Source organism: Streptomyces sp. MJM8645 (genome assembly GCF_001625365.1).
Lineage (GTDB): Bacteria > Actinomycetota > Actinomycetes > Streptomycetales > Streptomycetaceae > Kitasatospora.
Genome location: NZ_LJJF01000001.1, coordinates 2,007,128 through 2,031,839 on the forward strand (window position 1 = coordinate 2,007,128; position 24,712 = coordinate 2,031,839).

The 24,712-nt window shown below is 73.5% G+C and carries 20 protein-coding genes; 5 read left to right on the forward strand and 15 right to left on the reverse strand.

All coding sequences use genetic code 11. From position 1 onward, the window contains the following. Positions 1-43 precede the first annotated feature (43 nt). The 12 genes from pgeF to rsmH all read right to left on the reverse strand — a co-directional run bounded on the left by pgeF (position 44) and on the right by rsmH (position 14,991). Positions 44-775 carry a peptidoglycan editing factor PgeF gene (gene pgeF, locus A6F73_RS08565; protein ID WP_208869064.1) on the reverse strand — a complete coding sequence of 244 codons (732 nt, stop codon included), beginning with the start codon at positions 773-775 and terminating at the stop codon, positions 44-46. Beyond that, positions 772-1,983 (reverse strand): cell division protein FtsZ, encoded by a 1,212-nt coding sequence (gene ftsZ, locus A6F73_RS08570; RefSeq protein ID WP_063347233.1) that lies wholly within the window; start codon positions 1,981-1,983, stop codon positions 772-774. The genes pgeF and ftsZ overlap by 4 nt, the downstream gene beginning before the upstream one ends. 363 nt (positions 1,984-2,346) lie before the next feature. Continuing rightward, on the reverse strand, positions 2,347-3,123 hold the full coding sequence (locus A6F73_RS08575) for an FtsQ-type POTRA domain-containing protein (RefSeq protein WP_063347234.1): 777 nt from the start codon (positions 3,121-3,123) through the stop codon (positions 2,347-2,349). Next, on the reverse strand, positions 3,116-4,222 hold the full coding sequence (gene murG, locus A6F73_RS08580; RefSeq protein WP_063347235.1) for an undecaprenyldiphospho-muramoylpentapeptide beta-N-acetylglucosaminyltransferase: 1,107 nt from the start codon (positions 4,220-4,222) through the stop codon (positions 3,116-3,118). Before murG ends, A6F73_RS08575 begins: the two co-directional genes overlap by 8 nt. 6 nt (positions 4,223-4,228) lie before the next feature. Further along, entirely contained in the window at positions 4,229-5,494 is a 1,266-nt protein-coding gene (gene ftsW, locus A6F73_RS08585) for a putative lipid II flippase FtsW (RefSeq protein ID WP_244293603.1), read from the reverse strand. Positions 5,495-5,667: 173 nt separating this feature from the next. Continuing rightward, positions 5,668-7,122 (reverse strand): UDP-N-acetylmuramoyl-L-alanine--D-glutamate ligase, encoded by a 1,455-nt coding sequence (gene murD, locus A6F73_RS08590; RefSeq protein WP_063347237.1) that lies wholly within the window; start codon positions 7,120-7,122, stop codon positions 5,668-5,670. Beyond that, entirely contained in the window at positions 7,119-8,180 is a 1,062-nt protein-coding gene (mraY, locus tag A6F73_RS08595; RefSeq protein ID WP_063347238.1) for a phospho-N-acetylmuramoyl-pentapeptide-transferase, read from the reverse strand. The genes murD and mraY overlap by 4 nt, the downstream gene beginning before the upstream one ends. After that, a complete protein-coding gene (murF, locus tag A6F73_RS08600) occupies positions 8,180-9,583 on the reverse strand; it encodes a UDP-N-acetylmuramoyl-tripeptide--D-alanyl-D-alanine ligase (protein ID WP_063347239.1) in 1,404 nt (467 codons plus the stop codon). The genes mraY and murF overlap by 1 nt, the downstream gene beginning before the upstream one ends. After that, positions 9,580-11,145, reverse strand: coding sequence for a UDP-N-acetylmuramoyl-L-alanyl-D-glutamate--2,6-diaminopimelate ligase (locus tag A6F73_RS08605; RefSeq protein WP_063347240.1), 1,566 nt, complete (start codon positions 11,143-11,145; stop codon positions 9,580-9,582). The genes murF and A6F73_RS08605 overlap by 4 nt, the downstream gene beginning before the upstream one ends. 93 nt (positions 11,146-11,238) lie before the next feature. Beyond that, positions 11,239-13,401 (reverse strand): penicillin-binding protein 2, encoded by a 2,163-nt coding sequence (locus tag A6F73_RS08610; RefSeq protein ID WP_063347241.1) that lies wholly within the window; start codon positions 13,399-13,401, stop codon positions 11,239-11,241. Next, on the reverse strand, positions 13,398-13,883 hold the full coding sequence (locus A6F73_RS08615; protein WP_079135534.1) for a hypothetical protein: 486 nt from the start codon (positions 13,881-13,883) through the stop codon (positions 13,398-13,400). Before A6F73_RS08615 ends, A6F73_RS08610 begins: the two co-directional genes overlap by 4 nt. 133 nt (positions 13,884-14,016) lie before the next feature. Next, positions 14,017-14,991, reverse strand: coding sequence for a 16S rRNA (cytosine(1402)-N(4))-methyltransferase RsmH (gene rsmH / locus A6F73_RS08620; RefSeq protein WP_063347242.1), 975 nt, complete (start codon positions 14,989-14,991; stop codon positions 14,017-14,019). 563 nt (positions 14,992-15,554) lie between these two features. Here rsmH and A6F73_RS08625 point away from each other — a divergent pair. The 4 genes from A6F73_RS08625 to A6F73_RS08640 all read left to right on the forward strand — a co-directional run bounded on the left by A6F73_RS08625 (position 15,555) and on the right by A6F73_RS08640 (position 21,183). Further along, positions 15,555-16,097, forward strand: coding sequence for a carbonic anhydrase (locus A6F73_RS08625; RefSeq protein WP_063347243.1), 543 nt, complete (start codon positions 15,555-15,557; stop codon positions 16,095-16,097). A 373-nt stretch (positions 16,098-16,470) separates the two neighbouring features. Continuing rightward, the gene (locus A6F73_RS08630) at positions 16,471-17,415 is read left to right on the forward strand and encodes a MoxR family ATPase (protein WP_244293604.1); all 945 of its coding nucleotides are present in this window, start codon (positions 16,471-16,473) and stop codon (positions 17,413-17,415) included. Position 17,416: 1 nt separating this feature from the next. Continuing rightward, complete coding sequence (locus tag A6F73_RS08635) at positions 17,417-18,733, forward strand: DUF58 domain-containing protein (protein WP_063347245.1); 1,317 nt, start codon at positions 17,417-17,419, stop codon at positions 18,731-18,733. Continuing rightward, entirely contained in the window at positions 18,730-21,183 is a 2,454-nt protein-coding gene (locus A6F73_RS08640) for a DUF3488 and transglutaminase-like domain-containing protein (protein ID WP_063347246.1), read from the forward strand. The genes A6F73_RS08635 and A6F73_RS08640 overlap by 4 nt, the downstream gene beginning before the upstream one ends. Positions 21,184-21,305: 122 nt before the next feature. Here A6F73_RS08640 and A6F73_RS08645 read toward each other — a convergent pair whose 3' ends face one another. The 3 genes from A6F73_RS08645 to A6F73_RS08655 form a co-directional block, all read right to left on the reverse strand. Beyond that, on the reverse strand, positions 21,306-21,695 hold the full coding sequence (locus tag A6F73_RS08645) for a DUF3040 domain-containing protein (protein WP_063347247.1): 390 nt from the start codon (positions 21,693-21,695) through the stop codon (positions 21,306-21,308). Between the two features lie 410 nt (positions 21,696-22,105). Beyond that, positions 22,106-22,858 (reverse strand): methyltransferase domain-containing protein, encoded by a 753-nt coding sequence (locus tag A6F73_RS08650; RefSeq protein WP_063347248.1) that lies wholly within the window; start codon positions 22,856-22,858, stop codon positions 22,106-22,108. A 45-nt stretch (positions 22,859-22,903) separates the two neighbouring features. Next, a complete protein-coding gene (locus tag A6F73_RS08655) occupies positions 22,904-23,476 on the reverse strand; it encodes an SAV_6107 family HEPN domain-containing protein (RefSeq protein ID WP_107452842.1) in 573 nt (190 codons plus the stop codon). 577 nt (positions 23,477-24,053) lie between these two features. Between A6F73_RS08655 and A6F73_RS08660 the strand changes: the two genes are divergently transcribed. Continuing rightward, positions 24,054-24,695 (forward strand): DUF4126 domain-containing protein, encoded by a 642-nt coding sequence (locus A6F73_RS08660; RefSeq protein ID WP_063347249.1) that lies wholly within the window; start codon positions 24,054-24,056, stop codon positions 24,693-24,695. Positions 24,696-24,712 lie beyond the last annotated feature (17 nt).

A 24,712-nucleotide genomic window follows, 5' to 3' on the forward strand; every position in this document is an offset into this window, starting at 1 on the left:
CCGCCGCGACTCCCCGGGAACGGTCCGTAGATGTCGTTCGTCATCAATGATCAGAGCCCAACCAGACGTAGCTCGCGAGCCGGCCGGTGCGCTGCTCGCGGCGATAGGAGTAGTGGTCCGCGGATTCGAGGGTGCAGACCGGTGACCGCACCAACTCGGTGACCCCGGCGGCGGCCAGCTGGGCCGCGACCCCCTCGGCCACGTCCAGCGCCGGTGTTCCCCAGGAGGTCTCGGCGAACGCGGCGGGCACCACCGCGGCGACCTCCGCCCGCAGGCCGGCCGGCACCTCGTAGCACCGGCCGCAGACCGCCGGGCCGGTGGCCGCGGCGATCCGGCCGGGTTCGGCCCCCAGTTCGACCATCGCCCGCACGACCGCGGGCACCACCCCGGCCGCCAGCCCGGGCCGGCCCGCGTGGGCCGCGCCCACCACGCCCGCCACCGGGTCGGCCAGCAGCACCGGGGTGCAGTCGGCGGTCAGGACGGCGAGCGCCAGCGGCCGGTCGGTGACCACCGCGTCCACCGTGGGGGCTTCCCCCGGCGACTGGCGCTGCGTCACCACGGCGACCTGCGCACCGTGCACCTGGTTCATCCAGACCACGTCGGCCGGGTCGAGCCCGAGCTCCCCGGCGGCGATCGCCCGGTTCTCCCGGACGGTCTCCGGGTCGTCCCCCACCGCCCCGCCGAGGTTGAGCTCCCCGTACGGCGAAGTGCTCACCCCGCCCCACCTGTCGGTGAAGGCGAAGTGAGCACCCGCGCGTACGGCGTGATCGATCACTTAAGGAAATCCGGGACGTCGAGCTCCTCCGCCGGGCTCTCGACGTACGGCTGCCGGACCGGCTGCACCTGCGGCGGCACCGGGGCGGCGGTCACGGTCTCGGTGGCCCGCGGCGAGGCGTGGGTCTCCCCCTCCGAACGGGAGGTCACCGAGCCGATGCTCCCGTAGGACGGCCGGGTGGCCGGGCGCTCCGGGGCGGCCGGCGGCGTGGCCGCGGCGGGGGTGGCCTTGACCACCGGGTCGCGGACGATCGCCGGCGGCTGCCCGCCGTCGAAGCCGGCCGCGATGACGGTGACCCGGACCTCGTCGCCGAGCGCGTCGTCGATGACCGCGCCGAAGATGATGTTGGCCTCGGGGTGCGCGGCCTCGCTGACCAGCTGGGCCGACTCGTTGATCTCGAACAGGCCGAGGTCGGAGCCGCCCGAGATGGAGAGCAGCACGCCGCGGGCGCCGTCGATCGAGGCCTCCAGCAGCGGCGAGGAGATCGCCATCACGGCGGCCGCCTTGGCGCGGTCCTCGCCGCGGGCCGAGCCGATGCCCATGAGCGCCGAACCGGCCTCCGACATGACGGACTTGACGTCGGCGAAGTCGAGGTTGATCAGGCCGGGGGTGGTGATCAGGTCGGTGATGCCCTGGACACCGGAGAGCAGGACCTGGTCGGCCGAGCGGAACGCGTCGAGCACGCTGACCTGGCGGTCCGAAATGGACAGCAGCCGGTCGTTGGGGATCACGATGAGGGTGTCGACCTCTTCGCGCAGGCTCGCGATGCCGTCCTCGGCCTGGTTGGCGCGGCGGCGGCCCTCGAAGGTGAAGGGCCGGGTGACCACGCCGATGGTCAGGGCGCCGAGCGAACGGGCGATGTTGGCGACCACGGGCGCGCCGCCCGTGCCCGTGCCACCACCCTCACCCGCGGTGACGAAGACCATGTCGGCCCCCTTGAGGACCTCCTCGATCTCCTCGCGGTGGTCCTCGGCGGCCTTGCGGCCGACCTCGGGGTTGGCGCCGGCGCCGAGGCCCCGGGTGAGTTCACGGCCCACATCGAGCTTGACGTCGGCGTCGCTCATCAGGAGGGCCTGCGCATCGGTGTTGATCGCGATGAACTCGACGCCCTTGAGACCGACCTCGATCATCCGGTTGATGGCGTTGACACCACCGCCGCCGATTCCGACGACCTTGATGACTGCGAGGTAGTTCTGCGGTGCTGCCACGTCGAAGGCCTCTCGCCTCGAATTTCCGGGTCGGTCCGACCCGACGGGGGATCGTACCGACGGATGTCGATGGGTAGGGAGCCTGGTTTCTGACTGAATGTCCGAAATGCCGACCGCCGACCCCAACCCTAAACTTGACCTTTAGGGTTAGTCCTGTGCCTCCGTCACATCACCAGGGGGCACAGTCTGGTGACACAGGACACTAGGTGGCTCCAGGCACGTGTTTCAACGAACACGCCGAGCTTCCCCTTTTCTTTTGAGCCTATGTGATCATCGGCCGGCATATGAAACCGGGGTGACCACCAAGGGTCGGGCCGACACTTCACAGCGTCAACCCCTCCCTCAGGCACAGAACCTACCGGATCATCCCGACACCGCCGGCGCCTCCGGCGCACTCACGTCGAAGTTCGAGCCCTTCTGAGCCATCAACGCGACCAGTGTCCGGGCCTTGCGATCGGTCTGCTCCGGGCTCCCCCAGCGCACCGTTGCACCCCCGCTGAGCTGCAGCTGAATATCGTCGTACGAGTGCACCAGCACCGCTCCGGCCCGCTTCGCCACCTCGGGCGGCAGTCCGGCGGCCACCGACACCGCGCCCTGCACCAGCTGCGCACGGGAGATCACCCCGTCCGCGTCCTTCGCCTGCTGACTGAGCCGCAGTTCCACCACCGGCACCCCCTCCGGCGGGGCCGCCTCGGTGGCGAAGCTCACGCCGACGGCGTCCACCTGGGTGAACTGACCGTCCTCCCCCTTGACGGCCGCCACCGCCGTGCGCTGGACGACCTTCACCCGCAGGGTGTGCGGCCAGCCCCGCCACACCTCGGCCTTCGCCACCCGGGGGATCGCCTCCACCCGGTGCTGGACGGCGTCCAGGTCCACTCTGGCCAGCGGGCCGTCACCGATCCCGCCGATCGCCTCGCGGACCTGGTCCGCCGTCAGCTTCTCGTCCTTCGACCCCTGGACCGCGACCTCGCGCACGTCCAGCACCGAGGAGAAGAACACCACCCAGGCCAGCACGCCCAGCACCGCGGCGCCGAGCACGCTCAGCACCACGATGCCCCGCCGGGAGAGCCGGAGCCGAGGAGCGGACTCCTCGGCCTCCAGCTCTTCCTCCAACGGGTCGGCGAGCCGGCCGTCAGCCACGGCGGCGACCGCCGCGGGAGGCCTGGATGGCCTCGTAGACCATGCCGACCAGCAGGTCGTCGGCGTCCCGGCGGCCGAACTCGGCGGCGGCCCGGCTCATGTCCCACAGCCGCTGCGGGTCGGTGAGCACCGGCAGCACGTTCTGCAACACCCATTCCGGGGTCAGCTCGGCGTCGTCCACCAGCAGGCCGCCGCCGGCCTTGACCATCGGCTGGGCGTTCAGCCGCTGCTCGCCGTTGCCGATCGGCAGCGGGACGAACGCGGCGGGCAGCCCGACGGCGGCCAGCTCGGCGACGGTCATGGCACCGGCCCGGCAGAGCATCAGGTCCGCCGCCGCGTAGGCGAGGTCCATCCGGTCGACGTACGGCACCGCGCGGTACGGCGGCATCCCGGGGATGTCCTCGACCTGCGGCAGCTCGTTCTTCGGGCCGACGGCGTGCAGGATCTGCACGCCGTACTGCTGGAGCCGCGGGGCGATCGCGGTGACCACCTCGTTGAGCCGGCGCGCGCCCTGGGAGCCGCCGGAGACCAGCAGGGTGGGCAGCCGCTGGTCGAGGCCGAAGTAGTGCCGGGCCTCCGGCCTGGCGGCGCCCCGGTCCAGGGTGGCGATGGTCCGGCGCAGCGGGATGCCGATGTACCGGGAGTCGCGCAGCTTGCTGTCCGGCGTGGAGACCGCGACGAAGTCCGTGTAGCGGGCGCCGATCTTGTTGGCCAGGCCCGGACGGGCGTTCGCCTCGTGCACCACGATCGGCACGCCGGCCCGCTTGGCGGCCAGGTAGGCGGGCATCGCGACGTAGCCGCCGAAGCCCACCACGGCGTCCGCGTTGACCCGCTCGATGATCTCCTGGGCGGCCCGGACGGTGCCGCGCAGCCGGCCGGGGACGGTGATCAGCTCGGGGGTGGGCTTGCGGGGCAGCGGGACGGCCGGAATCAGCTCCAGCTGGTAGCCGCGTTCCGGCACCAGCCGGGTCTCCAGTCCGCGCTCGGTTCCCAGGGCGGTGATCCCGATGGACGGGTCGTGCCTGCGGAGGGCGTCCGCGAGGGCCAGCGCCGGCTCGATGTGACCGGCGGTCCCCCCGCCGGCGAGTACGACATGCACCGAAATTCACCGCTCCCTGCGTGCCGGCCCCGGGGCCGGGCGCGCTGTGGTTCGTCGTCGTGGCAGCACCCGGGCCAGTCGTCTCCTGATCCGGGAGTTCTTGCTCCGGGCGGCCAGCGCCGCCTTCGCGCCCGAGGTGCTGCGCGCCAGGCACAGCAGCACTCCGATCGCGGACATGGCCGACAGCATGGCGGAACCCCCGTAGGAGAACAGCGGGAGCGGGACGCCCGCGATGGGCAGCAGTCCCAGCGCCGACCCCAGGTTGATCATGGCCTGCGCCATGATCCAGGTGGTGGCGGCTCCCGCGGCGTACCTGACGAAGGGGTCCTTCGTACCGATGGCCACACGGATACCCGCGTAGCCTAGTGCCGCGAAGAGACCGATCACCGACAGCGTCCCCACCAGGCCCAGTTCCTCGCCGGTCGCGGCGAAGATGAAGTCGGTGTGCGCCTCGGGCAGCTGGCCCCATTTCTCCACGCCGGCACCGAGGCCGGTGCCGAAGCCTCCGCCGAGCGCGAACGAGTAGACGCCGTGCAGCGCCTGGAAGCAGGCCCCGTCGGGGTCGGGCTTGGTGACGCCGATGCAGCCCAGGCGCTCCGCCCGGTGCGGGACGCTGATCACCAGCGCGGTGCAGACGACCACGGCCACCCCTACGGTGGCCACGAACAGCCGCAGCGGCGCGCCGACCATCCAGAGCATCGCGAACAGCATCGCCACCAGGATCATCGAGGTGCCCATGTCGCCGCCGAGCATGATCAGCGCGAGCAGCAGCAGGGCGCCCGGCACCAGCGGGACGAGCAGGTGCTTCCAGGTGGTGAGGGTGCCGGCCTTCTGCTTGCGGGCGAGCAGGTCGGCGCCCCAGAGCACCAGCGCGAGCTTGGCGAACTCCGAGGGCTGGAACTGGAAGAAGCCGAAGTCCAGCCAGTTCTGGTTGCCGTTGATCCGCACCCCGATGCCGGGCACGGCGACCAGCGCGAGCGCGCCGATCACCCCGAACATCACCGGGTAGACGATCACCCGCAGCACCGCCAGCGGCACGGAGGCGAAGCCGATCAGCAGGACCAGGCCGAGGATGGCCGCGATCAGCTGCTTGAGGAAGTAGTACTGCGCCGAGTGGTGCTGGCCCAGGGCGAGGATCTGCGAGGCCGAGAAGACCATCATCAGGCCGAGCACCACCAGCAGCAGCGTCGTGCCGATGACGAGCAGGTAGGGCGTGAGCGGCCGGTCCAGCCAGTACCGCACCCGGTACCGGAAGGCCCGGACCCGGGCCAGCGGTCCGGCCGACTTGTACTTGGTCGTGGTGGCCGAGATCACGCGCCACGGCTCGGCGGCCTCCCGCTCCGGTGCTCCGGAACCCGCCCTGCCCTGCCCAGCCACTCCCCGCTCACTCTCTCTTCACGGCTCACCCGCCGCCGGGCCGCTTTGGCCCGGCACGGCCCTTCGGCTCACTCCCCGCGGTCCGCCAGCTGCCGGACCGCGGCGGCGAAGAGGTCGCCGCGCTCGCCGTAGTTGGTGAACATGTCCATCGAGGCGCAGGCCGGTGCCAGCAGCACCGTGTCACCCGACCGGGCGAGCGAGGCGGCCGTCCGGACGACCTCCGCCATCGCCACCGCGCCAGTCTGGCCCTCGGCCGCCTCGATCACCGGGACATCCGGAGCGTGTCGCTCCAGCGCCTCCCGGATCAGCGCGCGGTCCTCGCCGATCAGCACGGCCGCGCGCAGCCGCCCGGCAGCGCCCTGGACCAGGTCGTCGAAGGTCGCGCCCTTGGCCAGGCCGCCGGCGATCCAGACGACCGGCCGGTAGGAGGCCAGCGAGGCGGCGGCGGCGTGGGTGTTGGTGGCCTTGGAGTCGTCGATGTAGGTGACCTCGCCGACCACGCCGACCTCGGCGATCCGGTGGGCGTCCGGGCGGAAGGCCCGCAGGCCCTCCCGGACGGCCTTCGGCTCGACGCCGTACGCCCGGGCCAGCGCCGCCGCGGCGAGCGCGTTGGCGATGTTGTGCGGGGCCGGTGGGTTGACGTCCTCGACGGCGCCCAGCTCGGCCGCGTTCTTGGCCCGGTCGGCCACGAACGCGCGGTCCACCAGCAGCCCGTCGACCACGCCGAGGTTCGACAGGGCGGGCGCGCCGAGGCCGAAGCCGATCGCCCGGCAGCCCTCCTCGACGTCGGCCTCGCGGACCAGCGCCTCGGTGGCCGGGTCGGCCAGGTTGTACACGCAGGCGACGGTGTTGCCCTGGTAGATCCGGCCCTTGTCGGCGGCGTACGCCTCCATCGAGCCGTGCCAGTCGAGGTGGTCGGGGGCCAGGTTGAGCACGACCGCCGAGTGCGGGCGCAGCGAGGGCGCCCAGTGCAGCTGGTAGCTGGAGAGCTCGACGGCGAGCACGTCGTAGGGCTCCTCGGCGAGGACCGCGTCCAGCACCGACACCCCGACGTTGCCGACGGCGGCGGTGCGCCTGCCGGCGGCGGTGAGGATCGAGGCGAGCATCTGGACGGTGGTGGTCTTGCCGTTGGTGCCGGTGACGGCCAGCCAGGGGGCGGGCTCGCCGGTGGCGGGCAGCGGCCGGCGCAGGCGCCAGGCGAGTTCGACGTCGCCCCAGACCTCGATGCCGGCCGCCGCGGCGGCGGCGAACAGCGGGCGGTCGGGCGCCCAGCCGGGCGAGGTGACGACCAGCCGGGTGCCCTCGGGCAGGCTGTCGCCGTCGCCGAGGCGGACGGTGACGCCGAGCGCCTCCAGCTCGGCGGCCCGGGCGGTCAGGCCCGCGCCGCTGCCGCCGTCCACCACGGTGACGTGGGCGCCGAGGCCGTGCAGGACGCGCGCGGCGCTGATGCCGGAGACGCCGAGCCCGGCGACGACGACGGGCAGCTTCACGAACTGCGAATTGATCAACTGGGGGTTCGTCATCCGGTCCGGTATCCCGCGTAGAAGAGGCCGAGGCCGACGGCCACGCAGAGTCCCTGGATGATCCAGAACCGGACCACGACCAGGACTTCGCTCCAGCCCTTGAGTTCGAAGTGGTGCTGCAGTGGCGCCATCTTGAAGACGCGCTTGCCGGTCATCCGGAACGAGCCGACCTGGATGATCACCGACAGGGTGATGATCATGAAGAGGCCGCCGAGCAGGATCAGCAGCAGCTCGGTGCGCGAGCAGATCGCCAGGCCGGCCAGGGCGCCGCCGAGGGCGAGCGAGCCGGTGTCGCCCATGAAGATCTTGGCGGGCGAGGTGTTCCACCAGAGGAAGCCGAAGCAGGAGCCCATCAGGGCGGCGGCGACCACCGCGAGGTCCAGCGGGTCGCGGACGTCGTAGCAGCTGACGGTCGCGGTGACGGAGTAGGCGCAGCTCTGCCCGTACTCCCAGACGCCGATGAAGGTGTAGGCGCCGAAGGCCATCACCGAGGCACCGGTGGCGAGGCCGTCCAGACCGTCCGTCAGGTTCACGCCGTTGGAGGTCGCGGCGATCATGAAGTAGGCGAAGATGACGAACAGCACCGGGCCGATCGACCAGCCGTAGTCCCGCACGAAGGACAGGTGCTGGGACGCCGGGGTGAGCCCGCGGTCGTCGTGGAACTGCAGCGCCAGCACGGCGAAGGCCAGGCCGACGATGGACTGGCCGGCCAGCTTCGCCTTGGCCCGCAGACCGAGCGAGCGGCGCTTGACCACCTTGATGTAGTCGTCCAGGAAGCCGACCAGGCCCAGACCCGCCGTCAGGAAGAGCACCAGCAGGCCGGAGGCGGTCGGGCTCTCGCCCGTTATCGCCTTGGTCCCGAAGTAGGCGATCAGGGTCGCCAGGATGAAGGCGATGCCGCCCATGGTGGGCGTGCCCTTCTTGCTGTGGTGCGCCTTCGGCCCGTCGTCACGGATGTACTGGCCGTAGCCCTGCCGGGCGAGCAGCTTGATCAGGGCGGGGGTGCCGGCCAGCGACAGGATCAGGCCGATCATGCCGGAGAAGAGGATCTGCTTCATTACGCGGCCACACCGTCCGAGAGGAGGGCCTCGGCCACCTTCTCCAGCCCCACCGAACGGGACGCCTTCACCAGGACCACATCCCCCGGCCGAAGTTGACTGCGCAGCAGCTCGACCGCCGCGTCCGCGTCGGACACCAGCACCGACTCCTCACCCCACGAACCTTCGTTCCTCGCGCCGAGTTCCATGCAGGCCGCCTCGCGTCCACCGACCGCCACCAGCTTGGTGACGTCCAGTCGGACGGCGAGCCGCCCGATGGCGTCGTGCTCGGCCAGGCTCTCCTCGCCGAGCTCCCGCATCTCGCCGAGCACCGCCCAGGTGCGGCGGCGCTCCGGGCCGCGTCCCCCCATCGAGACCAGCGCCCGCAGCGCGGCCCGCATCGAGTCGGGGTTCGCGTTGTAGGCGTCGTTGACGACGGTGACACCATCGGCCCGGTCGACGACCTCCATGCGCCAGCGGGACAGCGCACCCGCTTCGCCCAGGGCGGTCGCGGTGTCGTCGACGGACATCCCGAGCTCCACCGCCACCGCAGCGGCGGCGAGGGCGTTCGAGACGTGGTGCTCACCGTACAGGCGCAGCTGCACGGGCGCGGAACCGGCCGGGGTGGTGAGCGTGAAGGACGGCCGTCCGGCGGCGTCCAGCTGAACGTTCGTCGCCCGGACGTGGGCGTCCGGGGATTCCCCGAACAGGACCACCTTCGCCCTGGTACGGCTGGCCATCGCGCGCACCAGCCGGTCGTCCGCGTTGAGGATCGCGGCGCCGTCGGCGGGCAGCGCCTCGACGAGTTCGCCCTTCGCCTCGGCGATCGCCTCCTGCGAGCCGAACTCGCCGACGTGCGCGGTGCCGACGTTCAGCACCAGGCCGATCCGGGGCGGCGTGATCGTGGTGAGGTACTCGATGTCGCCCTTGTGCCGGGCGCCCATCTCCATGACCAGGTGCCGGGTGCCGGGCTCGACCCGCAGCGCGGTCATCGGGTGGCCGATCTCGTTGTTGAGCGAGCCGGGCGGGTAGACCGTGTCGCCGATGCGCTGCAACAGCTGCGCGATCAGGTCCTTGGTGCTGGTCTTGCCGGCCGAGCCGGTCAGCGCGACGACGGCGGTGCCCTCGGCGCGGGCGACCACGGTCCGGGCCAGCTTGCCGAGCGCGTCCACCACACTGTCGACCAGGACGGCGGGCACGCCGACCGGGTGGTCGGCCAGCACCGCGACGGCGCCGGCCCCGACCGCGACGGCGGCGTAGTCGTGGCCGTCCACGTGCTCGCCGACGAAGGCCGCGAACAGGCCGCCGGGGCGCACCTTCCGCGAGTCGACCTCGACCGGGCCGGTCACCAGGGCGCCGGGGTCGGCGCCGTCCAGGATGCCCCCGACTGCGGCGGCCACCTCGGCGAGGGTCAGTGCGATCACTGCTGCTCTACTCCTCGGTCGCCCCGGGCGGCCGTGGTCTGCGTGATGGATTCGCGCAGCACCTCCCGGTCGTCGAAGGGGCGGATCTCGTCTCGTACGTACTGGCCAAGTTCGTGGCCCTTGCCGGCCACCAGCACGGTGTCCCCGGCGTGGGCGCGGGCGACGGCGATCCGGATCGCCTCGGCCCGGTCGGGGACGACCAGGACGGTCCCGCGCTCGGCCTCGGGCACCGCTGCGGCGCCGGTCAGCATGCTGGCGAGGATCGCCAGCGGGTCCTCACTGCGCGGGTTGTCGCTGGTCAGCAGGGCGGTGTCGGCGAGCCGGGCGGCGATGGCGCCCATCGGGCCGCGCTTGTGCGGGTCGCGGTCTCCGCCGCAGCCGACGACGACGTGCAGCCGGCCCTTGGTGACCTCGCGCAGCGAGCCGAGGACGGCCTGGAGGGCGTCCGGCTTGTGCGCGTAGTCGACCACGGCGACGAACGCCTGTCCGGCGTCCACCCGCTCCAGCCGGCCCGGCACGCCGGGCACCGCGGCGACGCCGGCCACGGCCCGCTCCAGCGGCAGGCCGGCGGCGACCAGCAGGGTGATCGCGGCGAGCGCGTTGGCCACGTTGAACGGGCCGGGCAGCGGCACGGCCGCGTCGGCCTCGGCGCCGTCCGGGCCGAGCACCCGGAAGGTGGAGCCGACCGGGCCGAGCTGGACGTCCACCGCCCGCCAGTCGGCCTCGACGGCGCCGGTGGCGGAGAAGGTGGTCACCGGGATCTTGGCCTCGGCGGCCAGCCGGCGGCCGTACTCGTCGTCCACGTTGACCACGCCGTGGCGGGACTTACCGGGCTGGAAGAGCCGGGCCTTCGCCTGGAAGTAGTCCTCCATGTCCGGGTGGAAGTCGAGGTGCTCGGGGGTGAGGTTGTTGAACAGGGAGACGTCGTACGTCACCCCGTCGGTGCGGCCGTAGACCAGCGCGTGGCTGGAGACCTCCATGGTCACCGCGTCCGCGCCGCGCTCGGCCATCACGCCGAGGATCGCGTGCAGGTCGGTGGCCTCGGGGGTGGTGCGCTCGCTCTTGATCCGCTCGTCGCCGACCCGCATCTCGACGGTGCCGATCACCCCGGGGGCGCGCCCGGCGCCGAGCAGGCCGCCCTCGACCAGGTAGGAGGTGGTGGTCTTGCCGTTGGTGCCGGTCAGCCCGATCATCAGCAGCCGCTCGGAGGGGCGGCCGTAGACGGCGGCCGCGAGCTCGCCCATCCGGGCCCGCGGCCGGTCGACGACCAGCAGCGGCAGGCCGGTGCCGGCCGCCAGCTCGGCGCCGGCCGGGTCGGTGAGCAGCGCCGCCGCGCCCGCCGCCGCGGCCTGGGCCGCGAAGGCCGCGCCGTGGTGGTTGGCGCCGGGGAAGGCCACGTACACGTCGCCGGGGCGCACCGCCCGGGAGTCGTGGGTGACGCCGCTGACGAGGCCCCCCTCGACGGGGTCGAGGCCCAGCTGGCGGGCCAGTTCGGCGAGCGGCAGGGCGGCGGTCCCGGCCGGGCGGGGCGGACTCACGGTGATTTGATCGGGTTTCGGCACGGCGGGAAGGCTATCCGCCGAAGGGTGTCCAGGGCCAAACCGGCCCTTCGCCGCGCCGCCGTCCGGCCCGACCCGCTCGTTGCTCATGCTCGCTCACGGCTTCCACTCGACGGGCAGGTTGGGCGCCTCGCTGCCGCTGGGCGGGACCTGCATGGTCTTCAGGGTGAACTCCATCACCTGCTTGAACACCGGTCCGCACAGCTGGCCGCCGAAGTGGCCGTTGACCGGCCCCTGGAGGGTGCAGGAGACGGTGTACCGGGGGGCGTCGGCGGGGGCGAAGCCGATGAAGGAGGCGGTGTAGCCGTCGTAGCCGACGCCGTTGGCGGCCCCCCGGTTGGCGGTGCCGGTCTTGCCGGCGACCCGGTAGCCGGGGATGGCGGCCTTGCCGCCGGTGCCCTGCTCGTCGTCGACGACCGACTCCAGCATCGAGGTGAGGGTCTTGGCGGTCTCTTCGCCGACCACCCGGGTCTGCTCGCCCGGCGGGGTCGCGGTGTACTTGCCGTCCGGGCTGGTGGTGCCCTGGACGATGCTGGGCGCGACCCGGACGCCGCCGTTGGCGATGGTCGAGTACACCGAGGTGGCCTGCAGCGCGTTCATCTGCATCGGGCCCTGGCCGAAGGAGGTGTTGTACTTCTCCGAGGCGACAAGGTCCTCCGGCTTCTTGAGCTTCCCGGCCGTCTCGCCGGGGAAGTTCAGACCGGTCGGCTGGGCGACGCCGAACTTGCGCATGTAGCTGTCCAGGATCTGGTTGGCCTTCAGCTGGTCGCCGTCGCCGAGCGTCTCCATGGCCTCGATGGTGCCGATGTTGGAGGACTTGGCCAGCACCCCGGCCAGGGTCAGGTACCAGGTTTTGTGCTCGATGTCGTCCTTGAACTGCTGGCCGGCCCGGACCAGCGGGTAGGGCACCGTGACCTTGGTGTCCCAGGTGGCCTTGCCGGTGTCCAGGACGGCTCCCAGGGTCATCAGCTTGGCGGTGCTGCCCGGCTCGTACGCGTCGACCAGCGCGGCGTTGCCCATCTGGGACTGCTTGGCGGTGCTCAGGTCGTTCGGGTTGAAGCCGGGCGCGGTGGCCATCGCGAGGACCTGACCGGTCTTCACGTCCTGGACGACGACGTAGCCCTTCTCCGCCCCGGAGTTGGCGACCTGGTCGGTGAGCGCCCGCTGGGCGGCCCACTGGATGTCCCGGTTGATGGTCAGCTTCACGTCGGTGCCGGGCACGGCCGGGTCCATCGAGCCCCCGGCGGTGGGCACCAGCCGGCCGCCCGCCTGGGCGTAGCTGCTGTGCCCGTCCTTGCCGGCGAGCTGCTTCTGGTACTGGAGCTCCAGGCCGCCGGCGCCCTCGCCCTCGCCGTTGACGAAGCCGACCAGGTTGGCGGCCAGGCCGTCGGCGGGGTAGATCCGCTTCTGGGTCTCCCGGTTGAACACCCCGGCCAGCGGGTTGGCGCACTCGTTGTCGACCCGGGTGCGTCCGCCCTGGCCGGCGGCCTTGGTCAGCAGCCGCTTCTGGGCCTGGCAGGTCCGCGAGCCGGCCTGCTTCTCCAGGCCCGCCTTGAGGTCGCTGATCTGGCTCTTGGTGGCCGGGGTCTGCTGGGCGGCGAGCCGCTTGTAGCGGGTCTTGGGGGTGTGCAGGTCGGCGGCGATCTTGTCCTTGGGCACGCCGAGGATCGGCGACAGCAGGGCGGCCGCCTGCTCCGGGGCGTCCGGGATGCCGGTCGCCGCCGGGGTGAACATCGCCGGGTCGGCGGTGATGTCGTACGCGTCGACGGTGGCGGCCAGCGCCACCCCGTCGGAGGACGTTATCGAGCCGCGCTCGGCGGTGATCGGGATGTTCAGGTAGCGGTTGGTGTTGGCGTCGGCGGCCAGCGCGTCGGAGTCCAGCAGCTGGAGCTGCACCAGGCGGCCGGCGAACACCGAGAACACCAGCGACATCACCACGGTGATCACCCGCAGGCGGCGCTTGGGCTCGGCCAGCCGGAGCGCCTTGGGGCGCTGCGGGCGGCGCGGCCGGACGGCGGCCTGGCTCCGGGCCGGCGGGCGGCCCTCGGGGCGGCGCTGCTGCGGTGCCCGGGGTGTACGGGCGGCGGCGGCCTTGGCGGGCTGTCCCTTGACGGGCTGCCCCTTCGCGGGCTGCCCCTTTGCGGGCTGGGCCTTGCCGGCGGACTGGCCGCGCGGCGCGGCCGCGCGGGGCGCGGCGCCCTTGGGCGGCTGACGGCGGCCGTTGCCGGAGCCTCCGGACGGCTGACGTGGCGTGCTCATCGGCCCGCACCTCCGGTCGACGGTGCGGGCGCGGCCGGGGAGGCCGGGTTGATCTGGACCACGGAGTCACCGGCAGTCGCCCCCGGACTCGGTGCACCTGGGGGCGCACCCGTCGGGGCGCTCGGCGCCGGCTGCTTCATCGGCCACGGGTCGACCGTCGAGCGCTTGACCGGCGGGCTGTCCTGCGCCGGTCCGGGCGTGCCGATCACCTTGCCGCCGTTCGGGACGTCCAGGAAGGCCATCCCGCCGGCCGGGACCATGCCCAGCTCGGCGGCCCGCCGGGCCAGCGCGTCCGGCGCCGAGCTCTGGTCGATCTGGTGCTGGAGGCCCTGCTTCTCGTCGGTCGCCACGGTGGTCTGCTTCTGCAGCCGGGACAGCTCGAAGGAGCCCTCGTTGAGCGCCGTGTTCAGCGCCAGCAGCCCGAGCAGCCCCGCCGCGAGCAGCACCACCACGAGCACCGCGAACGGCGTGCGGCCCCGCACCGGACGCCGCCCCGGCCGGACCGTGATCCGCGCCCTGCCCTGTCCGGGGAACGATCCCCGCCCCGCCCGGACCTCACCGGCCACCGGCCCCACTGCTCTCCTCCGCCCTTCGGACCCCGCCGGGGCCAACGTTTCAGCCCCGCTTGCTACGGTCCCTGATCCTCTCCGCCACCCGCAGCCGTACGGGCGCGGCGCGCCGGTTCTCCTCGATCTCCTCCTCCGTGGCCTGCTCGGCACCACGGGTGATCAGCTTGAGCCAGGGCTGGTGCTCCTCCGGGATGAACGGCAGCCCCGGCGGCGCGGTGTTGGTCGACCCGGCGGCGAAGTACTGCTTCACCAGCCGGTCTTCCAGCGACTGGTAGGACATCACGACCATCCGACCGCCGATCGCCAGGGCCTCCAGCGCTCCGGGGATCGCCCGGTCCAGGACCTCCAGCTCGCCGTTGACCTCGATCCGCAGCGCCTGGAACGTCCGCTTGGCCGGGTTCCCGCCGGTCCGGCGGGTCGCCGCCGGAATGGCGTTCCGCACCAACTCGACCAGACGCGCGCTGTTGGTGAACGGTTCCTTCTCCCGCTCCCGCAGGATCACCGAGGCGATCTTCCCGGCGAACCGCTCCTCGCCGTAGACCTTGAGGATCCGGGCCAGGGCACCGTGGCTGTAGGTGTTCAGCACCTCCGCCGCGCTGATCCCCCGGGTCTGGTCCATCCGCATGTCCAGCGGCGCGTCCTGCGCGTACGCGAAACCGCGATCGGCCTCGTCCAGCTGCATCGAGGAGACGCCGAGGTCGAACAGGACGCCGTCCACCCGGTCGATGTCCAGGCGCTCCAGCACCTCGGGGATCTCGTCGTAGACGGCGTGCACCAGGGTGGCCCGGTCGCCGAAGGGCGCCAGCCGCTCGCCGGAGAGCTTCAGCGCCTGCGGATCGCGGTCCACCGCGACCAGCCGCACCTCGGGGAACTGGGTGAGCAGCGCCTCGCTGTGCCCGCCGAGGCCGAGGGTGGCGTCCACCACCACCGCCCCGGGGCGCGAGATCGCCGGAGCCAGGGCGTCCATGCACCGCTGCAGCATGACCGGAACGTGCTTGGGGCCCGGATCGTTGGTGGTCATGCGCGGTGGCGCCCTTCCTCAGGTGCGGAGCAGCCCGACGACCGGGAGCTTCGACCATTCTCGCCCACCACTGCACGACGCGACGACGCGGCCCGTGGTCCCCGCCCGCTCCAAGGGGAAGATCGTGACCGCCCGGCGCCGGGGAAGGTGCGCCAGGTGGGCACGGAGCGGGTGGAGGCCACGGGCCGCATCGACCGGGCCACCCGGGCCGGAAAAGCCCGGTTGACGGGATCCGGCGGGTGTGCTCCACTGCGCCGCAAACTCTATCGCGCGGACCCCGCCAGTCAATGGTCCGCTCCGGCGCACCACCCGGGCGGCGGTACGGATCACCGCAGGTCGCAGCCGTGGGACTGGCCCCGCGGAGGTGCCGGCCGGGGGCCTGCGGGAGCGGCCGCGCGCCCCACCCGCGCACCCGCCCCGCGGGCGCTCCGGGACCAGCCCGGACAAACCCTCCCGAACGCGTGGAACGGTCGGCCCGTTGTGGCTATGCGCTCGATCACAGCGGCCCGATCTGTAGCTCTCCTCCCCACCGCGGGCGCCCGAATCGCACTAACGTCGCCACCATGACAGTGACCCCCGACCGGCCGACGCCGACCGACGCTGCCGACTCCCCGCGACCCGCCATCATCGACCGCTTCGTCACGGACAACCGCGAGTACGCCGTGACCTTCCGGGACGGCGGGATGGACGCCCGCCCGGTCCAGAAGATCGCCGTGGTGGCGTGCATGGACGCCCGCCTCGACCTCTTCGCGGCACTCGGCCTCGAACTGGGCGACGCCCACGTCATCCGCAACGCGGGCGGCGTCGTCACCGACGACACCATCCGCTCCCTCACCATCAGTCAGCGCGCCCTCGGCACCCGCTCGGTCGCGCTGATCCACCACACCGGCTGCGGCCTGCTCGGGCTGACCGAGGACTTCCGCCGCGAGCTGGAACTGGAGGTCGGCCAGCGCCCGCAGTGGGCGGTGGAGGCCTTCGTCGACCTCGACGGCGACGTCCGCCAGTCCATGCAGCGGGTCCGCACCTCGCCCTTCCTGCTGCACACCGACGACGTCCGCGGCTTCGTCTTCGACGTCCACACCGGGCTCCTGCGCGAAATCCACTGAACCCCGTACCGCACCACCGCCCCCGCACCGTGCACCGCCCGGCCAACGGCGTCCGGGCATCCGGGGCCCTCCCGAGGGTGACTTCTGGTCACCGGTCAGGGGAGAATGCGCCTGCCGGTCAGACCCCGAACCACCTGGGGCGGCCAGGCCGCAGGCCGCTGCCCCGGCGCCGGATCCCCGACGGAACCGCCCCTGGGAAGGCCGCGTCAAGCATGGGGTGGGGTCCGGCCTCGGGGTGAGGCGGGCACAGGGTGCCAGGGAGCGTATACGGGTGACGAGCTACAGCGATCAGGCCGGTCTCGGCAGTTCTGCGGGGGGCGACCAGGGGACGGACGGGTACCACCGGGCCGGACTTCCCGAGCTCGCCGCGGTCGTGGACCGGATCCGCGCCAACATCGAGAGCGTGATCGAGGGCAAGCCGGAGGCCGTCCGGATCGCACTGACCGTCCTGCTCGCCGAGGGCCACCTGCTGCTGGAGGACGTGCCCGGCGTCGGCAAGACCATGCTGGCCAAGGCACTCGCCCGCTCGGTCGACTGCACCGTCCGCCGCATCCAGTTCACGCCCGATCTGCTGCCCTCGGACGTCACCGGCACCAACATCTACGACCAGCACCAGCGCGACTTCGAGTTCCGCCCGGGCGCGATCTTCGCGCAGATCGTGGTCGGCGACGAGATCAACCGCGCCTCGCCCAAGACCCAGTCCGCACTGCTGGAGTCGATGGAGGAGCGCCAGGTCACCATCGACGGCACCAGCTACGAGCTGCCCTCGCCGTTCATGGTCGTGGCCACCCAGAACCCGGTCGAGATGGAGGGCACCTACCCCCTGCCGGAGGCCCAGCGGGACCGCTTCATGGCCCGGATCTCGATCGGCTACCCCAGCCCCGAGGCCGAGTTCGCGATGCTCGACGTGCACTCCGGCGCCAGCCCGCTGGAGGACCTCCAGCCGGTGGCGCACGCCTCCGACATCCTCAAGCTGGTCGACCTGGTGCGCAGCGTGCACATCGCCGACCCGGTCCGCCGCTACGCCGTCGACCTGGTCGGCGCCACCCGCACCAGCCACGAACTGCGTCTGGGCGCCTCGCCGCGCGCCACCCTGCACCTGGTCCGGGCCGCCCGCGCCGCCGCCGCGCTCGACGGGCGCGACTACGTCACCCCGGACGACATCCAGCGCCTGGCCGTGCCCGTCCTCGCGCACCGTCTGATGCCGACCGCCGAGACCCAGCTCAGCCGCCGCACCGCCGAGCAGATCGTGACCGACCTGGTCGCCCGGCTGCCGCTGCCGCGCCCGCAGGGCGGCCCGGCCGTCCGGAGGGGCTGAGGTGGCCCCGTCCGACCCGACGTCAGGACTGCGGGCCGGGCTGCGCGGCCTCACCACCCGGGGGCGCTCCTTCCTCGCCGCCGGCGTCACCGCGGTCGGCTGCGCCTACCTGCTCGACCAGGACGCGCTGCTGCGCGTCGGCGTGCTGCTCGCCGCGCTGCCGCTGGCCGCCGCGCTGATGGTCGCCAACACCCGCTACCGGGTGGCCAGCGGCCGCCGGCTGAGCCCGCGTCGCGCGGTGGCCGGCCAGGAGGCCCGGGTCCACCTGCGGGTCGACAACGTCTCCCGGGTGCCCACCGGGCTGCTGCTCCTGGAGGACAAGGTCCCGTACGTGCTCGGGCCGCGCCCGCGCTTCGTGCTGGACCGGGTCGAGCCGCGCGGCCACCGCGAGGTCTCCTACCGGGTCCGCTCCGACCTGCGCGGCCGCTACCCGCTCGGGCCGCTCCAGCTGCGGCTGTCCGACCCGTTCGGGATGTGCGAGGTGAACCGTTCCTTCTCCGCCTCCGACGTCCTCACCGTCGTCCCCCAGGTCCAGGCCCTGCCGCACGTGCGGCTGAGCGGCGAGTGGGGCGGCCAGGGCGAGAGCCGTGCCCGCACCCTGGCGCTGGCCGGCGACGACGACGTGATCCTGCGCGAGTACCGGCCCGGCGACGACCTGCGCCGGGTGCACTGGAAGTCCACCGCCCGGTACGGCGAGCTGATGGTGCGCCGCGAGGAGCAGCCGCAGCGGGCCCGGGCGACCGTCCTGCTGGACACCCGGGAGATCGGCCACCGGGGCAGCGGCCCCGCCTCCTCCTTCGAGTGGGCCGTGAGCTGCGCCGCCTCGGTCGCCGCGCACCTGCTGGAGCGCGGCTACCAGACCCAACTGCTCACCGACACCGGCCAGTGGGTGCCCGGCCCCGGCGGCGGCAACACCGCGGCCGACGCCTCCGGGCTGATCCTGGACGCGCTCGCGGTGGCCGACCTGTCCGACGGCGGCGGCCTCTCCCGCGCCGAGGAGCCGCTGCGCGCCGGCGGCGAGGGACTGCTGGTCGCCGTGCTCGGCGAACTCGACGAGGCGCAGACCGTCCGGCTGGCCCGGCTGCGCAACCGCACCGGCGGGGCCGTCGCGTTCCTCCTCGACACCGGCACCTGGGCGGGCCTGCGGATGCTCGCCCCCAACACCGGCGGCGACGAGTTCCGCAACCGGGTCCGGCAGCTGCGCGAGGCCGGCTGGACCGTCCTGCCGGCCAGCTCCGGGGACTCCGTCCCGGACCTCTGGCAGGCCGCCGACGGCGCCAAGACGACCTCCCCCTACCGAGAAGAGACCGGCGCGTGACCACCCGGGCCAAACTGACCGTCTACTCGGCGCTGGCCACCGCCCTCGCGTCGCTCTGCCTGACCCCGCTGCTCACCACCAGGAGCTGGGTCACCCACGCCTTCCTGGTGATCGCGGTGATCGCGGCGGTCGGCGCGGGCCTGCGGCGGGCCCCGCTGTACCGCTGGACGGTGCCGGTCGGCCAGCTGCTGGTGCTGTTCCTGCTGATCCTGATCGGCTTCGCCGGCTCCGGCTCGCTGCTGGGAGGCGTGCTGCCCGGGCCGTCCTCGCTGCGCGCCCTCGACCACGTCGTCAGCTCCGGCCTGGACGACATCCAGGTGTACGCCATCCCGGCGCCCCCCAACCCGGGCCTGCGGCTGATCCTGGTCGCCGCGGTCGGCCTGGTCGCCGTCGTGGTGGACACCGTCGCGGTGACGTACCGGCGCTCGGCGCTGGCCGGGCTACCGCTGCTGGCGCTGTACTCGGTCGGCAACGGGCTCTCCGGGGACCACGGCAGCTGGCTCTGGTTCGCCCTGGCGTCGGCCGGCTACCTGGTGCTGCTGTTCGCCGAGGGGCAGGACCGGGTCTCCCGCTGGGGCCGGGTCTTCCACGGCAGCTCGCGCGACTGGACGAGCTCCGGCCGGGTCAGCCCGGGCGGCCAGCAGGTCGGCGTCCTCGCGCTGGTCGCGGCGCTGCTGCTGCCGGTCGTCCTGCCGCACTGGGACTCCGGCCTGCTGAGCCCCGACTCCGGCGGGTCCTCGGGCAGGAGCTCCATCGGGTCGGCCACCAGCCTCGACCCGCTGGTCAGCCTGGAGTCGGCGGTCACCAAGCCCACCAACAACGAACTGCTCACCTACACCCTGGACAGCGAAATCGCCGACCAGGTCTACCTGCGCACCGGGGCACTGGACCAGTTCGACGGCACCAACTGGCGGCTCGGCAGCACCACGGTCAACGACCTCCCGTCCTCCTTCCCCGCCCCCGAGGGCCTGCGGGACGCCAACCTCCCCCGGATCGAGGGCGACTTCCAGATCAGCGACCGGCTGGAGAAGAGCTGGCTGCCGATGCCCTATCCGGCCGCCTCCGTCCAGGTCCCCAACCGCTCCGACTGGAAGCTCGACCCGTTCACCCGCACCGTCCTGCCGACCAACGACCGGGCGATCCGCGGCCTGCGCTACCACGTCAGCGCCCTGGACCTGCGGCCCACCGCGAACGAGCTGCGCACCGCCTCGACCGCGCCGCAGGACATCCGGGACCACTACACCAGCCTCCCCCAGGACCTCCCGCCGGTCGTCGCGCAGCAGGCCCACGAGGTCACCGCCAAGGCGACGAACGACTACGACCGGGCGATGGCGCTGGTGAACTGGTTCACCGGCCCGCAGTTCCAGTACGACACCGCGGTCAACGGCGGCACCGGCAGCAACGCGATCGCGGTCTTCCTGCGCGACCGCAAGGGCTTCTGCGTCCACTTCGCCTCCACCATGGCGGCGATGGCCCGCACCCTGAAGATCCCGTCCCGGGTGGCCGTCGGCTTCACCCCCGGCGACGCCAAGGGCGGCAACGTCTACTCGGTGACCGGCCGGATGTACCACGCCTGGCCCGAGCTGTACTTCTCGGGCTACGGCTGGCTGCGCTTCGAGCCCACCCCGAGCCGCGGCAACCAGCCGCGCTACACCGAGCAGTCCACCACCGCGACCACCGCGCCGTCCCAGCAGCCGACCGCCTCCGCGCAGAGCTCGGCGCCGGTCCCGGCGCCGACCGACAGCAAGGGCTGCGACGCGAAGCAGCGCCAGCTGGGTGAGTGCGGCGACAGGAGCAAGGCCGTCAGCAGTGCCGCCGAGGACTCCTGGCTGCTGTCCGGGCAGGTCCTGGGCAGCGCCGCCGTGGTGGTGCTGGTGATCGCGCTGCTGCTGGTGCCGATGCTCTGGCGGTCGGCGCTGCGCCGGCGCCGGCTCGGCTCCGGCGGCCGGCGCGGGCCCGGCCGTGGCCCGGCCGAGCTCACCGACGCCCAGGTGCTGGCCGCCTGGGACGAGCTGATCGACTCCGCCTGGGACGTCGGAATTCCCCCGGACGAGTCACACACCCCGCGCTCGGCCGCCCGGCGGATCACCGAGAAGGCTGAGCTGGACGCGGACTCGGCGGCGGCCGCCGGTCGGCTGGCGCTGGCCACCGAACGGGTGCTCTACGCTCCGGCCGGCCAGGTCACCACCGCCCCGCTGTCGGCCGACGTCCGGACCGCCCGGCAGGGCCTGCGGGCCACCGCCAGCCGGGCCGGACGGACCAGGGCGGTGCTGCTGCCGCCGTCCTCGGCCCAGCTGTGGTGGCGGATCTCCGACGCCCTGCGAGCGGCCCGGGAGGCGGTCGGCACCAGGGTCGGCCGGGTGTCCACCGCGGTCACCGGCCCGGTGCGGCGGGTGGTCTCCCGGCGCAAGCGCAAGCCGGAGTCCGAGCAGGACCCCGGGGAGTCCTGAGCGGGGCCCGAGCGAACGGGCCGTCGCGCGGATACGAGAACGCCGGGGCGGGCAGTCGATCGACTGCCCGCCCCGGCGTTCGTCCAGCGTGTGCGCGCCCCGGCGGGCGTGCGGTGCGCGGCTCAGAAGCCGCCGGTCTGCTCGTCCCGTCGACGCTGCCAGCGCTGTTCCACCCGGTCCATCATCCCGGCCTTGCGGCGGGGCGCGGCGGCCGGCCGGGGGCCGGAGCCCTGGCCGGCGGGGCCGCGGCGCCAGCCGGTCACGGCGAACACCGCGCACCCGAGCATCACCAGGAAGCCCACGACGCTGACCCAGATCTGGTCGGGGACGACCATGCCGCCCATCAGCAGGCCGATGCCCACCACGAAGCCGGCAACGGCCAGGTACACCCGCCGGCGGGTGTAGGTGCGCAGCCCGGTTCCCTCAAGCGCCGTCGCGAATTTGGGATCTTCGGCATACAGCGCTCGCTCCATCTGGTCGAGCAGTCGCTGCTCGTGCTCCGAGAGCGGCACGGAGTCCTCCTACTCGTCGGTCGCGGGTGCGACCGGTCCGCCACCCCGGTCGGGGAGGCAAAGTCCAATCAGCCTTCGGGGCACACGGTCGGACGCCTGTGCGGGGGGACCCGGCCCGTGTCGTCCATATGCCCCACGCATCCGGCTGTCATGCTTTCCGGCTTTACCCAGATCATACGGTCCGTGAGCCCGTTACGGAGTGGTCTGCGCCGCGTGGGACGGGCCACTTCGACCGGGCACGGCCGCACCCGGCTCAACGCCACGAGACGCGGACAAGTGCCCGAACGGGTGGAATCGGTCCGGACCTGGGCAGGTTCGGGACCACCCGGACGAGGCCGGGGGGCGTCCGGAAGGCGAACCGCCGCCGCACGGCGTGCGAACCGTACGGCGGTGGGCGGTCCCGCGGCCGCTCAGGCCAGGGTGGCCAGCAGGTGCAGCTGGGTCGCCACGGCGTGGAACGCGGGCTGCTCGGCGGCGGCCTCCTCCAGCTTCAGCAGCGCCTCCATCGCGCCCGGCTCGGCGTCCACCAGCACCCCGGGCACCAGGTCGGCGAAGACCCGGACGCCGTGCACCGACTCCACCCGCAGGCCCGCGCCCTCGGCCAGCCGGCCCAGCTCCTCGCCGGTGAAGCGGCGCGGCATCGGGTCCTGCTCGCCCCAGCGGCCGTCGGTCGCGGACAGCACCGTCCGGGCCTCGGTGAAGTGGCCGGCCAGCGCCCGGGCCAGCACGGCGCCGTTGCGGTTGGCGGCCAGCAGGCTGACCAGGCCGCCCCGGCGCAGGGTGCCGGCCAGGCTGCCGAGCGCCTCCGCCGGGTCGTCCACGACCTCCAGCACACCGTGGCAGAGCACCGCGTCCACGGAGCCGGGGGCGACCAGCTCGGGCAGCGTCTGGGTGTCGCCCTGGACGGCCCGGACCAGCTCCGTCACCCCGGCCTCGGCTGCCCGGCGCTCCAGCGCGAACAGCGCGTCCGGGCTGGGGTCGACCACGGTGACCCGGTGGCCGAGCTTGGCCACCGGCACGGCGAAGTTGCCGGTGCCGCCGCCGGTGTCGACCACGTCGAGCACCGGCTGGTCCAGCTCGGCCGCCCGCTTCTCCAGGGCGGCCCGCACCACCTCCCACACCACGGCGGTACGCAGGGCACTGCGGGGACGCGTCGGGTACAAGGCGGGGCTCCTCGGCACATGCAGATCGATCAGGATGCCTCCACCTTAGACCGGGCGGGTGGCCGGGCCCGTCACCCCCGGCGGGTCGTCGCCGTCCAGCGGAAGCCGCAGGGCCGGCGGGGCCGGGCGCAGGCCGAGCAGGCGCTCCACCAGGCGCAGGAACAGGGCGGAGTTGCGGACCAGGTCGTCGGCGTCACGGGCCGAGGCGGCGCCCCTGATCCCGGCCTCGGCGGCCGCCCGGCGGCGGGCGCCGGCGGCGTAGTAGAGCGCCCACTCGGCCAGCTCGGGGGCCATCTCGGGCAGCACCTCCCAGGCACTGCGGATGGCCTTGCGCCGGCGCGGGCTCTTCTCCGGCCGCCCGCGCACCGCGAGCACGGCCGCCACCGTGCGCAGCGCGGCCAGGTGCGCGGTGGCGTACCGCTCCAGCGGGTCCTCCAGGAGGCGGGCCCGGGCGAGCGTGCGGTGGGCGTCGGCAAGCAGGTCGAGGGCGGCCGGCGGCGCGGCGGCCCGGCGCAGCACGGGGTGGACGTCCCCGCCACCCGGGCGCCCGCCCGGGGAGGACGGCAGGGCGGTGGAGTGGAGGCGGGCGGTGACGGGCTCAGGACGGCTGATGGTCATGGTCTCCCCCGTTCCGAGGCAGCGCGCGGACCGGGCGGTCCGTGCCCCTCCATCGTGAACGGGACCACTGACAACGCGGCCCGGAACGGGTGAGCGGCGGCGGGCACCGGCCTGTCCCCCCAGGTCCTGTGCCGCCGCCGTACGCCGCCGCTCCGCCGTTCCCCACAGGCGGCGGTGGCCAGCTCCCCCTTCCGGTGGCCGGTCTCCCCCCGGCCCGCTCCGCCGCCCCGTGTCGGCGGTGCAGGGCCCGTGACCGGCTCCAGTGGCGGATCTCCGCCGCCGCCCCGCCGACCCCTCATCTGCCGGCTGGGCGGACGGATCCGCCGTCCGGGGCGGGGCGCCCGACGCGCCGCCGTCCCGGTGCCACCACTCTCCCGTCCCGGCAGGTCGGCGGGCCATCCGCTGACGTACTCAACCCCGGATCTGAGTACGCGTACTCAGATCCGTCGGCCCCGGGCCCTGGCGTGGCCGGAACCGGCGGGCCGACCCGGCACGTCCCGGTACGGTACGGCCGTGGCCCGGGCGGCCCGGCCACGGCCACGAGAAGGAGGGGGAAAGCGATGAGGAGGGGGAAGCCATGACGATCGTGCCGCTGATCTTCACCAGCGGACTCGCCAGCGGCATCAACGCCTACGCGGTGGTGCTGCTGCTCGGACTGCTGGGCCGCTTCGGCGGCGCGGACTCGGTGCCGCCCGCACTGGAGCGCACCGACGTGCTGGCCGCGGCCGCCGTGCTGTTCCTGCTGGAGGCGGTGGCCGACAAGATCCCGTTCGTCGACAGCCTCTGGGACTCCGTGCACACCGTGATCCGGCCGATCGCGGGCGCCACCGTCGGCGCGCTGATCGCGAGCACCGACCCGGGCTCGCTCGGCGAGGTCGCGGCGGGCGCCATGGGCGGCACCACGGCGCTGGTCAGCCACCTGGTCAAGGCCTCGCTGCGGATGGCGGTCAACACCTCGCCCGAGCCGGCCAGCAACATCGCGGTCAGCATGGCGGAGGACGTGTCGGTGGCCGGGCTGGTCTCCCTGGCGATCTTCCACCCCTGGCTGGCCGCCTCGATCGCCGCCGTCCTGCTCGCCGTCGGCCTGCTGCTGGTCTGGTTCGCGGTCAACCGGATCCGCGCCTTCCGGGCCCGCCGCCGCGAACGCCGCGCCGCCCGCGACGCCCGGTCCGCCGCCCGCGGACAGGAGGCGGACCGGCCGTACGTCCCACGGCGCTGAGGACGGCGCCCGCCGGG